This window comes from Micromonospora sp. CP22, assembly GCF_009712475.1.
Lineage (GTDB): Bacteria > Actinomycetota > Actinomycetes > Mycobacteriales > Micromonosporaceae > Micromonospora.
Genome location: NZ_VCJO01000001.1, coordinates 711,431 through 723,839 on the forward strand (window position 1 = coordinate 711,431; position 12,409 = coordinate 723,839).

Here is a 12,409-nt window from a genome sequence, read left to right on the forward strand (position 1 = left end):
ACCATGGGTCGCGCCTCGGGCGACGGCCCGTGGTCAACCGGCGGGGTGGCGGGTGATCAGGAGACAGGGGAGCGGCGGCGACGACGGACCTTCTTGACCGCCCACGAGGCGATCATGAGGACGATCAGGGCGATGATCCCGTAGTCGAACCAGGAGCTGTAGCGGTCGATCTGGTGCCAGCGGGAACCGAGGGCATAGCCGAGGCCGATGAAGAGCCCGTTCCAGATGCCGCTGCCCAGCGTGGTGAGGGTGACGAACTCGACCAGCGGCATCCGGTTCGCCCCGGCCGGTACCGACACCAGGCTGCGTACCACCGGTGCCATCCGGCCGAAGAACACCGCCCAGCGGCCGTACCGCTCGAACCAGCGGTCCGCCTTCTCCAGGTCGTCCAGGTCGACCAGGGGCAACCGGTCCAACCACCGTTTGAGGCGGTCCTCGCCGAGGGCGGCGCCGAGCCAGTAGAGGACCAGCGCGCCGAGCACCGAGCCGACGGTGGCGGCGACGGTCACCACCGCCAGGTTGAACCGACCCTCGCTGGCCAGATACCCGGACATCGCCAGGACGATCTCGCTCGGGATGGGCGGGATGATGCTCTCCAGGGCGACCAGCAGGGCCACTCCCACCGCGCCGCCCGCCTCGATCACCCCGGCGATCCAACCGGTCAGCCCGCCGACCTGGGCGGGATCGACGTCCTGGGCGAGCGCCATGATGAAGCCTTTCGCGGGTCCGGCGTAGACCTCGCTGTTACCCGCCGAGATCCCGCCGCACACCGACCGCCGCCGCCGTCACCGCCGCCGCCGTCACCGTCGCCGTCACCGCCGCCGTCACCGTCGCCGCCGTCGCCGCCGTCACCGCTGCCGCGCGCCGGACGCCGACCCCGGGCGGGTTTGCCGAAGTCGCGGCCGGGAGAACGTACGGGGGCATGTCTGACAGGTGGTACTCGGAGGCGGTCGTGTACTGCCTCGACATCGACACATACGCGGACTCCGACGGTGACGGGGTGGGTGACATCCAGGGCCTGATCGGTCGGCTGGACTACCTGGCCCGGCTCGGCGTGACCTGCCTCTGGCTACACCCCATCCACCCCTCGCCCAACGACGACGACGGCTACGACGTGACCGACTTCTACAACGTTGACCCCCGGTTCGGGACCCTGGGCGACTTCGCCGAACTGCTGCACCAGGCCGGCAACCGGGGCATCCGGGTGGTCATCGACCTGGTGGTGAACCACACCTCCGACCAGCACCCGTGGTTCGTCTCCGCCCGATCGTCGCCGGACTCGCCGTACCGCGACTGGTACGTCTGGTCCGACCAGGAGCCGGCCGACCGGCACCAGGGCATGGTCTTCCCCGGGGAGCAGCACGAGACCTGGACCTACGACCGGACCGCGAAGGCCTGGTACTACCACCGGTTCTACAAGTTCCAGCCCGACCTCAACACCACGAACCCGGCGGTACGCGCCGAGATCAAGAAGATCATGTCGTTCTGGATCCAGTTGGGTGTCGCCGGATTCCGGATGGACGCGGTGCCGTTCATCATCGAGCGCACCGAGCCGGGCGACCCGAATCCGGAACTGGACTTCGAGTTCCTCACCGAGTTGCGGCAGCACGTGCAGTGGCGGCGCGGGGACGCCGTCCTGCTGGCTGAGGCGAACGTCGAGCCCGACAACCTGCCCGCCTTCTTCGGCGACAGCGGCGGCTCGGCGAACCGGGTGCACATGCTCTTCGACTTCATGCTCAACGGGCGGCTGATGCTGGCCCTCGCCCGGCAGGACCCGGAGCCGGTGATCGAGGCGCTGCGGGACACCCCGGCGCTGCCCGAGGGTGGGCAGTGGGCGACGTTCCTGCGCAACCACGACGAGATCGACCTGTCCCGGCTCACCGCCGAACAGCGCAATCAGGTGTACGCGCAGTTCGGGCCCGAGGAGCACATGCGTATCTACGACCGGGGCATCCGCCGCCGGTTGGCACCGATGCTCGGCAACGACCGGCGGCGCACCGAGTTGGCGTACTCCCTCCAGTTCAGCCTGCGCGGCACGCCGGTGCTGCGCTACGGCGAGGAGATCGGCATGGGGGAGGACCTGTCGTTGCCCGGCCGGGAGGCCATCCGTACCCCGATGCAGTGGTCGAACCAGGCCAACGCCGGCTTCTCCACCGCGGAGCCGGAGAAGCTCGTGCGCCCGGTCGTAGACAAGGGCGAGTTCGGGTACGAGAAGGTCAACGTCACGCTTCAGCGTCGGGACCGCAGCTCGCTCCTGGCCTGGTTCGAGCGGATGATCCGCACCATGCGGGAGGCCCCGGAGATCGGCTCCGGCTCCACCTCGCACATCGACGTGCCGATGCCACCGGGGGTGCTGGCGCACCGGGCTGACGGCCCGACGGGAACGATGGTGTTCCTGCACAACCTCGGCACCATCGACGCCGAGATCGACCTGAGCCTGCTGCAACCGGAAGCGGACCTCCCCATCGACGTGCTCGCCGACCGCAACTACGACGACGTGGGCAAACTGGACAAGTTGCAGCTGTCCGGCTACGGCTACCGCTGGATCCGGCTCTGCCGGTCCTGGTCGTCCTGAGCGCGGTGCCGGTCGCCCCATCGGCGTGGTCCGCCGACCTCCGGGCGGGGCGGGCCGGTCCGGAGGCCGGGATCGATGGGGGCCATGCCGCCCCGGGGTGGGTTACGCTCCTGCGGTCGAGCCAAGTTACCGGGAGGTAGGCATGTCGGAGGGGCAGCGGGTCGCGATCGTGACCGGGGCGGCACGGGGAATCGGCGCGGCCACCGCGAAACGGTTGGCGGCCGACGGGCTGGCGGTGGCCGTGGTCGACATCGAGGAGTCAGCGACGAAGGAGACCGTGGACGCCATCGCCGCGGCTGGCGGTCGGGCGCTCGGCGTCGGCGCGGACGTGTCGGAGCGGGCCCAGGTGGAAGCGGCCGTGGACCGGGTGGTCGCCGAACTCGGCGCGCCGACCGTGTTGGTCAACAACGCGGGTGTGCTCCGGGACAACCTACTGTTCAAGATGACCGACGCCGACTGGGACACCGTCCTGGGCGTACACCTGCGCGGGGCGTTCCTGTTCAGCCAGGCCGCGCAGAAGCACATGGTCGAGGCGCGCTGGGGTCGCATCGTCAACCTCTCCAGCACCTCCGCGCTGGGCAACCGGGGCCAGGCCAACTACTCCGCCGCCAAGGCCGGTATGCAGGGCTTCACCAAGACCCTCGCCATCGAGCTGGGCCCGTTCGGGGTGACCGTCAACGCGGTCGCGCCCGGATTCATCGTCACCGACATGACCGCCGCCACCGCCGCGCGGATGAAGGTGGACTTCGAGGCCATGCAGAAGCACGCGGAGTCGGAGATCCCGGTGCGCCGGGTGGGCCGTCCCGAGGACGTGGCCCACACCATCTCGTTCCTGGTCAGCGAAGGGGCGTCCTTCGTGTCCGGCCAGGTCGTCTACGTCGCCGGTGGGCCCCGGGACTGACCGGCCCCGCACACCGGGTCTCCTGCTGGGCGGATGGCGTCAGGAGGAGACCCGGTGCGCCGCCCGGCGGGTGTGCAGTAGCCAGGCGAGGCCGAGGATCGGCAGCACCAGGGGGATGTAGCCGTAGCCGCTGCCGAAACCGGACCAGACCGTCTCGTCCGGGAAGAGATCCGGGCGGGCCAGACTGAACGCGCCGACGCCGACCACGCCGGCCAGTTCCAGCGCGCAACAGGCCAGGGCGACGCGGCGACCCGCATGACCGGCCCGCGCCAGACCGACCGCGGCGACGATGTAGACCACCGCGGCGAGCGCGGAGAGCAGGTACGCCAACGGCGCCTCGTCGAACTTGGTGGCGATCTGGACGGCGGCGCGGCTGCTCGCCGCGATGGCGAAGATCAGGTAGACGGCGATCAGCAGCCGTCCCGGCCCGGCGTTGGTTCGTGGGCGGGCGGTGTGTGACTCAGCCACCGAGCACTTCCCAGGTCTGCTGGAGCCGGACCACGACCACCGGGGTCACCAGGCACACCGCGCAGACGATCGCCGACCCCCAGCGGGTCGGTTCCATCCGGGCCAGCACCGCCGCCAGCGGCGGTAGGCAGACGAGGGTGACCAGGTAGCCGAAGAACGACCCCGGTTCGCCGGGGCGCTCGCCGCCGGTCAGCGCCACGGCGGTCACCACCGCCAACCCCAGCAGCAGCAACTCCAGCACGGCCAGCCCGATGAACTGCACCCGGTCCGGCGACCGGTGGCGCAACGCGGCCACCAGCGCCCAGACGGCGACCAGGAGCGCCACGACGATGGCGGCGACGGCCAGCGCCCCGTCGACCGGAGACCCGGAGACGGGAACGGTGGCCGGTGCGGGGGTGGGAGTGTTCACCTGGTTCGTCCGGTGCTCGTTCCGATCACCGGCCCACTCTACTAACCCCCGTAGTAAGAGCCGCCGGAAGGCACCCCACGCCGGTCGGCGGGGCACCGGTACGCCCGTAGGTGTCCGCGTAGGCCCTCGCGGGCGTGGTCTGATGGTCGTGACACGACCCGGGTGGGCCGTGGCCAGGTGAGGAGGCACGGGATGCGGTTCGGGTTGTTCGGCACCGGGCACTGGGCGGCGGAGACGCACGCGGCGGGACTCGACGCACACCCCAGAGCGGATCTCGTCGGAGTGTGGGGGCGTGACCCTGACAAGGCCGCCGCGTTGGCCGCCCGCTACGGGGTGCCGGCGTTCGAGGATGTCGACACGTTGATCGAGGCGTGCGACACGGTCGCCGTCGCGGTCGCCCCCGACATCCAGGTGGAGATCGCCGTCCGGGCCGCCACCGCCGGTCGGCACCTGCTGCTCGACAAGCCGCTGGCGTTGAACGTGGCCGACGCCGATCGGGTGGTCGAGGCGGCCGTGGGCTCGAACGTGGCGTCGGTGGTCTTCTTCACCGGCCGTTACCAACCGGAGGTCGCCGGCTTCATCGCCGCGACCGCCGCCGCCGGAGGATGGCACACCGCCCAGGTGATCCGGTTCGCCTCGATCTTCCAGCCCAGCAGCCCGTACGCACAGTCGCCGTGGCGTCGGGAGCACGGCGCGTTGTGGGACGTCGGCCCGCACGCGCTGGCCGTCCTGCTGCCGGTGCTCGGCCGGGTGGCCCGGGTGTCCGCCGCCGATGGCCCCGGCGGCCTGGTGCACCTGCTGCTCAGCCACGCCGACGGTGCCACCAGCACGGTGTCGCTGACCCTGGACGCACCGCCCCGCTCGGTCGCCGCCGAGTTCGTCCTCTACGGCGAGAGCGGTATCGAGCGCCTGCCGGCCAGCGGCGCGAGTGCGGCGACGGCCTTCGGGGTGGCGATCGACCAGTTGTTGGCCGAGGTCGACGCCGGCACCCGCGACCACCGCTGTGACGTGCGGTTCGGCCGCGAAGTGGTGTCCGTCCTGGCCGCCGCCGAGGCCGCCCGCGCGCAGGGCACCGTGATCGACGTACCGGCCTGAGCGGGCCGGAAACCGGTGGCCGCCCGCCACGCGGGTGGGTAGGGTCGCCGGCATGTGCGTGTGCGCTTTGATCAACGCGGTCGCCATGCCGGCCGCGTTCGGGCCGCTGCTGGTGGCCCGCCCGCGCGTCCGGCGCCCGGCCCTGGCCGGCGCGGTCCGCGACTGACACCACTTCCCGCGTACGTCTGCGGCACCCGTCCCCGCGTGGTGGTGCCGTTCCCGCGCCATCTCACCAGGGCCGTCCGAGTCCCGATCACTCGGACAGGCCCCGTCGACGGTCGCCTGTCCGCTCTCGTCGCCACCCGGCGACAGACAAGGACGACGCCATGGCGCTCCGCCGAACCCGCACGACAGCCCGCGACAGGTCCCGTCGTGTGCTCTCCCAGAACTTCCTCGCCGACCCGACCGCAGTCCGGCGGTTCATCGACGCCGCCTGCCCCGACCCGCACGGACTGGTGCTGGAGGTGGGTGCCGGGCGGGGGCAGTTGACCCGCCCGCTGGCCGCGCGTTGCGGCCGATTGACGGCGTACGAGGTGGACCCGGTCGCCGGCACTGAACTGGCCCGGGTCTGCGCGACCCTGCCGAACGTCACGCCTCGCCAGAGCGACTTCCTCTCGGCCGTACCACCCGAGGAGGAGTTCGCCGTGGTCGGCAACATCCCGTGGTCGCTGACCGCAGCCGTGGTGCGCTGGTGCCTGGCCGCGCCGGGGCTGCGCACGGCCACCCTGCTCACCCAACTGGAGTACGCCCGGCGGCGGGCCGGTGACTACGGTCGGTGGACCCGGTTGACGGTGCTGACCTGGCCGGAGTTCGACTGGCGGTTGGCCGGGCGGGTGCCGCGTACGGCATTTCGGCCGGTGCCCCGGGTCGACGCCGGCATCCTGCGCATCGAGCGTCGGGCGCAGCCGTTGCTGCCGCCTCGGGCGCTGCCGGCGTACCGGCGGATGGTCGAGCTGGGCTTCGGCGGGGTCGGCGGCTCGCTCGCGGCCTCGCTGGCCCGCGAGTATCCACGGGCCCGGCTGGCGGCGGCGGTGCGGGCCGGTCGGCTCGCCCCGGACACCCCGGTCGGGCAGGTCTGGCCGGAGCAGTGGTTGGTGCTGTACCGCCTGTTGCACGCCCGCTGATGCTCAGGTGAACGTACGCAGCACCTCGGTCAACTCGTCGGGGGAGCTGATCTGCTCCATCGGCAGGGCCCGTACGGCCTGCAACTGCTCGGTGCTCGCGCCGTTCTCCTGGCACCAACGGATCAGGTCCTCGCGGGAGACGGGATAGTCCAGCCCGGCGAGGTACTCCTGCAGGGCCGCGCCGCTGTCGGTCATGGTCTGCGACGTACCCGCGCAGCCGCCCCGGCACACCACCGGCGGGCCCCGGCGTTTGCCCGTCGGGGTGCCGGGTAGCCGCTGGCATGCTGGTACAGCGGCTCGGCGCGCCGAGCGACCTCGATCCGTTGCTGGAGCGCGTCCGGGACGCCCAGGTGGTGATGATCGGGGAGGCGACGCACGGCAGCTACGACTACTACCGCATCCGGGAGCAGTTGACCCGGCGGCTGATCGCCGAGTGCGGCTTCTCCTTCGTGGCGGTGGAGGGTGACTGGCCGGACTGCGACCGGGTGCACCGGTCGGTGACCGGCGCACCCGGTGCGGTCGCCGAGCCGCAGATCGCGCTGGAGGCCTTCGAGCGGTGGCCGACGTGGATGTGGGCCAACGCCGAGGTGGCCCGCTTCTGCCGGTGGCTACGGGCCTGGAACATGGAGCGGGCGGAGGCGGCCCGGGTCGGCTTCCACGGCCTCGACGTCTACAGCCTCTGGGAGTCGATGCAGGCGATCTTCGACTATCTCGGCGAGGAGGAGCCGGCCTCGCTGGAGGTGGTCCAGGACGCGTACCGGTGCTTCGAGCCGTACGGCAAGCGGGTCGAGGAGTACGGCGCGGCGAGCCGATTCGTCTCCGCCCGCTGTGAGCAGGAGGTGATCCGGCTGCTGGCGCGTACCCGCGAACACGCCATCGCCGACGGCTCGGACGCCTTCTCGGCCTGGCAGAACGCGGAGGTGGTGGCCGGTGCGGAGCGCTACTACCGGGAGATGGTCGCCGGTGGACCCGGCTCGTGGAACGTCCGGGACACCCACATGGCGGACACCCTGGATCGGCTGCTCGACCACTACGGGCCGGGTGCCCGGGGGGTGGTGTGGGCGCACAACACGCATGTCGGCGACGCGCGGGCGACCGACATGGCCGCCGACGGGATGGTGAACATCGGCCAGCTGGCCCGGGAACGCCACGGCGCCGACCGGGTCGTGTTGGTCGGCTTCGGCAGCTTTCGCGGCACGGTGATCGCCGCGCCCCGCTGGGGGTCGCCGGCGGAGGTGATGGTGGTGCCGCCGGCCCGGCGCGGTTCGCTGGAGCACCGGCTGCACGAGTTGCTGCCGGAGCGGGCGGTGCTCGTCTTCGGCGGGCCGGACCAGCCGGGCTGGGTCACCGATCCGCGCGACCACCGGGCGATCGGGGTGGTGTACGACCCGTCGCTCGAGGCGTGGGGCAACTACGTGCCGACCCGGCTGGGGGAGCGCTACGACGCCTTCATCTGGTGCGACGAGAGCACCGCGTTGCATCCGTTGCCCGCCCGGCCCACCCCGGGCGAGATGGAGACCTACCCGGCCGGTGTCTGAGCACGGCGACGGCCCCCACCGAAGGTCGGTGGGGGCCGTCACGCACGAGGTCAGGCGCCGATCTCGACCTTGTCGTCGAGCTTGGCGCGCAGCTTCTCGCCCTCGATGTCGACGTTCGGCAGTGCCCGGTCCAGCCAGCGCGGCAGCCACCAGGCCACCTTCCCGAGCAGCGACATCACCGCCGGGACGATGGTCATGCGGACCACGAAGGCGTCGATCGCCACGCCGATCGCGAGCGCGAAGCCCATCGACTTGATCACCGGGTCTTCCAGGAAGACGAAGCCGCCGAAGACCGAGGTCATGATCAGGGCCGCGGCCGTCACCACCCGGGCTCCGTGCCCCATGCCGTTGATGGTGGCCTGCTGGGCGGTGTCACCGTGGACGAAGTCCTCCCGCATCCGGGAGACCAGGAACACCTCGTAGTCCATGGCCAGGCCGAACAGAATGCCGATCAGCAGGATCGGTAGGAAGCTGATCAGCGGACCAGGGGTGTCCAGGCCGACCAGGTCGGCGAGGTGACCCTGCTGGAAGACCGCGACCGTGATGCCGAACGTGGCGGCGACGGTGAGCAGGAAGCCCAGCGCCGCCTTGACCGGCACCAGCACCGAACGGAACACCAGCATCAGCAGCAGGATCGACAGGCCGACCACCAGCGCCAGGTAGATCGGCAACGCGTCGGAGAGCTTCTCCGAGATGTCGATGCCGATCGCAGTGACACCGGTGAGCAGCACGTCCGCGCCCTGGATGTCGCCGACGGCGGTACGGATGTCGTGCACCATCGTCTCGGTGGCCGGATCGGTCGGGCCGGTCTGCGGGATCACTCCGAGCAGTGCCGTCCGACCGTCCGGGCTCAGTTGCGGCGGGGCCACGGCGAGCACGTTGTCGGTGCCCTGGACCAGGGCGGTGACCTGCGGAACGGCTGCCGAGGTGGCGGCGGCGTCGTCACCGGCGACCACCACCGCGAGACGGCCGGTGAAGCCCGGCCCGAAGCCCTCGGTGATCAGGTCGTTGGAGACCCGGGCAGCGGACCCCACCGGAGCGGTACCGGCGTCGGGCAGGGCCAGCCGCATGTCCGACGACGGCAGCGCGAGCAGCCCCAGGCCGAGCAGTCCGACGAGGATCACCGGGATCCGGAACCGGGTGGTCAGCCGGGCCCAGCGGAAGCCGAACGTCGACTTGTCCTCACCGGCCGTGGTGGCGGGCTTCGACGGCTCGCCCGGGCCGGTCTCGTCGCCATCGCCGTCGGCGGTGGCGGCGTAGGTGGCGGCGTAGGTGGCGGCGTCGGCGGAGAGCACCACCGGCACCGACGAGCGCAGTCGGCGAGGCAACACCCGGCGACCGGCGAAGCCGAGCAGGGCCGGCTGGAGGGTGATCGCCACCAGTACCGCGACGGTCACGGTGCCGGCGGCGGCCAGGCCCATCACGGTCAGGAACGGGATGTTCACCACGGCGAGACCGGCCAGGGCGATGACGACCGTGGCACCGGCGAAGGTCACCGCCGAGCCGGCGGTGCCGACCGCCCGCCCGATCGCCTCGTCCGCCGGTATGCCTTCGAGCAGGTTCTGTCGGTACCGCGAGGTGATGAAGAGCGAGTAGTCGATACCGACGGCCAGGCCGAGCATCAACGCGAGGATGGGCGCGGTGCTGGTCAGCTCGATCGCGCCGCTGAGCGCGAAGAGGCCGGCCATGCCGACGCCGACGCCGATCAGCGCGTTGAGCATGGTCATGCCCGCGGCCACCAGCGAGCCGAAGGTGACCACCAGGACGATGAGGGCCACCGCGACGCCGATCGCCTCGGTGGAGCCGACCTCGGGCTCGGAGTTGAGCACCTCACCACCGGGCGCCACCTGCCAGCCCTGGGCCGTCGCGTCGGCACCCAGCCGCTCGTACGCCTCCCGCTGCTCGTCGGTGACCTGGTCGGCGCCGCCGGAGAACTGCACCTGGATGAGCGCGTACTGACCGTCGGGGGAGACCGAGCCGACCTGGAACGGGTCGACGGCGGCGAGCACCCCGGGGACCGTGGTGGCCTCCTGGGTGATCGACTGGATCACCGCCTGGCCCTCGGGGGTGCCGAGCTGGCCCGGGGCGGGTGCCTTGACCGCGACGGTGCCGGTGGCGCCGGCCGCCGCCGGGAACTGCTCGTCGAGCAGGTCGAGCGCGCGTTGCGACTCCGTACCGGGCATGCTGAAGTTGCTGGCCGTCGGGCCGCGCAGGGTCGCCGCTGCCAGGCCGAGCCCGACGAGTACGACGAGCCAGATCGCGGCGACGAGTCGCCGCCGCCGCATCGAGCCCCGGCCAAGCCGGTAGAGCAGGGTCGCCATGAGGTCCTTCCCTCAATCGTGAATTGGTGGAACTGGTTCAGTGCACGGGCGGCTCAAGCGCCCGTCGCAGCAGGCCGAGCAGCGCGTCGCCCAACTCCTGGTCGGTCAGGTCGGCGAACTCGCCGCAGGTTTCGGCGATACCGGCGAGCAGCACCAGCGCGGTGACCCGGGCGGAGGCCCGCTCGGAGTGCCCGGCGAACGCGTCGATGAGCCGTTCGGAGATCTGCTGGATGTGCGCGAAGACCGGCTGTTGCAGCAGCTCCGGGAACTCACCCCGCAGGAAGGCGATCTCGTTGCGGAACCGGACCGCGAGGTCGACGAAGCCCTCGGCCGCGACCCGCTGCGCGTCGGCCGGCCCGTGCTGCTCGGCGATCCGTTCGTCGAGCGAGCACAGCGCCTCGATCGCGGGCGCCATCAGCTCGGTGAGGATCGCCTCCTTGTTGGCGAAGTGGTACAGCACCGCAGCCTTGGAGCAACCCACCTCGGTGGCGATGTCCTGCAACGACGTGCCCCGGTAGCCGGTGGCGGCGAAACGTCTCGCCGCTGCCGCGAGGATCTCGTCGTGCGTCTGCGGGGTGGGACGGGCCATGAGAATCAGCATGCCTGACCGATCGGTCAGAGGCTGACCGATCGGTCAGATCAGTGGTCTTCCCCACAACCGGAGCTGTCGAAACGACACCGGGTGTTCCGGTTGACCGTTGCCCGTACGCCGAGGATGGTGATCGGATGAGCGGGGCTGACGAGATCCGGGACGGGGTCGCGCTGACGAACCTCGACCAGCCGCTGTTCGACGGGTCGGGGGTGCGCAAGCGAGATCTGGTCGACTACCTCGACGCGGTGGCTGACCGGCTCGTCCCGTACCTGCGTGGCCGACCGCTGTCGGTGGTCCGGGTGCGTCCGGGGCAACCGCCGTTCATGCAGAAGAACCTGCCGCGCTACACCCCGGACTGGGTGCGCCGGGTGCCGATCTGGGCGGAGGCGTCCCGACGGGAGATCGCGTACGCGTTGTGCGACGACCGCCGTACCCTGCTCTGGTTCGCCAACCAGCGGGCCGTCGAGTTCCACCCCACCCTGGCCACGGCCGACGACCTGAGCCGCCCGACCCACCTGGTGCTGGATCTCGATCCGCCGGAGGGCGGTGGGTTCGGTGCCGGGGTGCGGGCCGCGCTGCTGGTCCGGCAGGCGCTGGCCGACGCCGGGTTGGCGGGTGCGGTGAAGACCAGCGGCGCCAAGGGGGTGCACGTCTTCGTCCCGGTCGAGGGCAGCGACGCCGAGGAGTTGGCCGCCGCCACCCGGGCCCTCGCCGCCCGCGCCGAACGGCTGGACCCGAAGCTGGCGACCACCGCGTTCATCCGCGAGGACCGGGGCGGCAAGGTCTTCGTCGACCCCACCCGCACCGGCGGGGCGACGGTCGTCTCGGTGTACAGCCCTCGGCTGCGTCCCGATGTGCCGGTCTCCTTTCCGGTGCCCTGGCCGGAGTTGGAGTCGGTCACCCCGGCGGACTTCACCATCCGGACGGTCCCGGCGCTGGTGGCGCAGCGGGACCTGTGGGCCGATCTGCTGCCGGCGCCCCAGCGGCTCCCCGCCGACCTGATCGAGGAGGGCCGCGCAATCCCGATCCCGAGGGTGCAGGCCATGCACGAGGGCCGCCGCCGAGCCCGCGCCCGCCGAACCCCTACCTAGACAAACCCACACTGCCCCGCAGGTCGCGCCCCGGCACGCACAACCGGACGGGGCTCGGCATGGACCAACGGACCGTGTTCACAGAACCAGGGCTGACGGAGATCGCCCAGTGGCACGAGCTGCGGACGGCGTCTGGACGCCGGAGGTTGACGGAGATCGCCCAGCGGCGCGAGCTGCGGACGGCGTCTGGACGCCGGAGGTTGACGGAGATCGCCCAGCGGCGCGAGCTGCGGACGGCGTCTGGACGCCGGAGGTTGACGGAGATCGCCCAGCGGCGCGAGCTGCGGACGGCGTC

At 71.6% G+C, this 12,409-nt stretch carries 14 protein-coding genes; 7 read left to right on the top strand and 7 right to left on the bottom strand.

From position 1 onward, the window contains the following. Nucleotides 1-56: 56 nt before the first annotated feature. Nucleotides 57-707 carry a DedA family protein gene (locus tag FF096_RS03230; RefSeq protein WP_155214723.1) on the bottom strand — a complete coding sequence of 217 codons (651 nt, stop codon included), beginning with the start codon at nt 705-707 and terminating at the stop codon, nt 57-59. Nucleotides 708-744: 37 nt separating this feature from the next. Continuing rightward, the gene (locus FF096_RS26250) at nt 745-924 is read right to left on the bottom strand and encodes a hypothetical protein (RefSeq protein WP_196222426.1); all 180 of its coding nucleotides are present in this window, start codon (nt 922-924) and stop codon (nt 745-747) included. Between FF096_RS26250 and FF096_RS03240 the strand changes: the two genes are divergently transcribed. Together FF096_RS03240 and fabG are read left to right on the top strand one after the other, a co-directional pair. Continuing rightward, nucleotides 923-2,575 (top strand): alpha-amylase family protein, encoded by a 1,653-nt coding sequence (locus tag FF096_RS03240; protein ID WP_155214724.1) that lies wholly within the window; start codon nt 923-925, stop codon nt 2,573-2,575. The genes FF096_RS26250 and FF096_RS03240 overlap by 2 nt on opposite strands. Nucleotides 2,576-2,717: 142 nt before the next feature. Next, complete coding sequence (gene fabG, locus FF096_RS03245) at nt 2,718-3,476, top strand: 3-oxoacyl-ACP reductase FabG (RefSeq protein ID WP_155214725.1); 759 nt, start codon at nt 2,718-2,720, stop codon at nt 3,474-3,476. Between the two features lie 39 nt (nt 3,477-3,515). Here the strand turns inward: fabG and FF096_RS03250 are convergent, their stop codons facing one another. Both FF096_RS03250 and FF096_RS03255 read right to left on the bottom strand, forming a co-directional pair. Continuing rightward, nucleotides 3,516-3,944, bottom strand: coding sequence for a hypothetical protein (locus FF096_RS03250; protein ID WP_309222563.1), 429 nt, complete (start codon nt 3,942-3,944; stop codon nt 3,516-3,518). Then, nucleotides 3,937-4,353, bottom strand: coding sequence for a hypothetical protein (locus tag FF096_RS03255; RefSeq protein WP_309222564.1), 417 nt, complete (start codon nt 4,351-4,353; stop codon nt 3,937-3,939). Before FF096_RS03255 ends, FF096_RS03250 begins: the two co-directional genes overlap by 8 nt. 192 nt (nt 4,354-4,545) lie before the next feature. Between FF096_RS03255 and FF096_RS03260 the strand changes: the two genes are divergently transcribed. Both FF096_RS03260 and erm read left to right on the top strand, forming a co-directional pair. Next, nucleotides 4,546-5,448: a Gfo/Idh/MocA family protein gene (locus tag FF096_RS03260; protein WP_155214726.1), complete on the top strand. Its 903-nt coding sequence runs from the start codon at nt 4,546-4,548 to the stop codon at nt 5,446-5,448. A gap of 326 nt (nt 5,449-5,774) precedes the next feature. Continuing rightward, nucleotides 5,775-6,572, top strand: a complete 798-nt coding sequence (gene erm, locus FF096_RS03265; RefSeq protein ID WP_155214727.1) for an ErmE/ErmH/ErmO/ErmR family 23S rRNA (adenine(2058)-N(6))-methyltransferase — start codon at nt 5,775-5,777, stop codon at nt 6,570-6,572. 3 nt (nt 6,573-6,575) lie between these two features. On the opposite strand, the gene FF096_RS03270 is transcribed toward erm, so the two are convergent. After that, on the bottom strand, nt 6,576-6,767 hold the full coding sequence (locus FF096_RS03270; protein ID WP_155214728.1) for a DUF2795 domain-containing protein: 192 nt from the start codon (nt 6,765-6,767) through the stop codon (nt 6,576-6,578). 86 nt (nt 6,768-6,853) lie between these two features. Between FF096_RS03270 and FF096_RS03275 the strand changes: the two genes are divergently transcribed. Continuing rightward, nucleotides 6,854-8,110 (top strand): erythromycin esterase family protein, encoded by a 1,257-nt coding sequence (locus FF096_RS03275; RefSeq protein ID WP_155214729.1) that lies wholly within the window; start codon nt 6,854-6,856, stop codon nt 8,108-8,110. A gap of 50 nt (nt 8,111-8,160) precedes the next feature. Here FF096_RS03275 and FF096_RS03280 read toward each other — a convergent pair whose 3' ends face one another. Continuing rightward, entirely contained in the window at nt 8,161-10,431 is a 2,271-nt protein-coding gene (locus FF096_RS03280; protein WP_155214730.1) for an MMPL family transporter, read from the bottom strand. A 37-nt stretch (nt 10,432-10,468) separates the two neighbouring features. Then, entirely contained in the window at nt 10,469-11,020 is a 552-nt protein-coding gene (locus tag FF096_RS03285) for a TetR/AcrR family transcriptional regulator (protein ID WP_155214731.1), read from the bottom strand. 137 nt (nt 11,021-11,157) lie between these two features. On the opposite strand from FF096_RS03285, the gene FF096_RS03290 reads away from it, so the two are divergent. Together FF096_RS03290 and FF096_RS26500 are read left to right on the top strand one after the other, a co-directional pair. Then, a complete protein-coding gene (locus tag FF096_RS03290) occupies nt 11,158-12,114 on the top strand; it encodes a DNA polymerase domain-containing protein (protein WP_155214732.1) in 957 nt (318 codons plus the stop codon). 74 nt (nt 12,115-12,188) lie between these two features. Beyond that, on the top strand, nt 12,189-12,409 hold a 221-nt coding region (locus tag FF096_RS26500), incomplete at its 3' end, for a hypothetical protein (protein ID WP_230462226.1).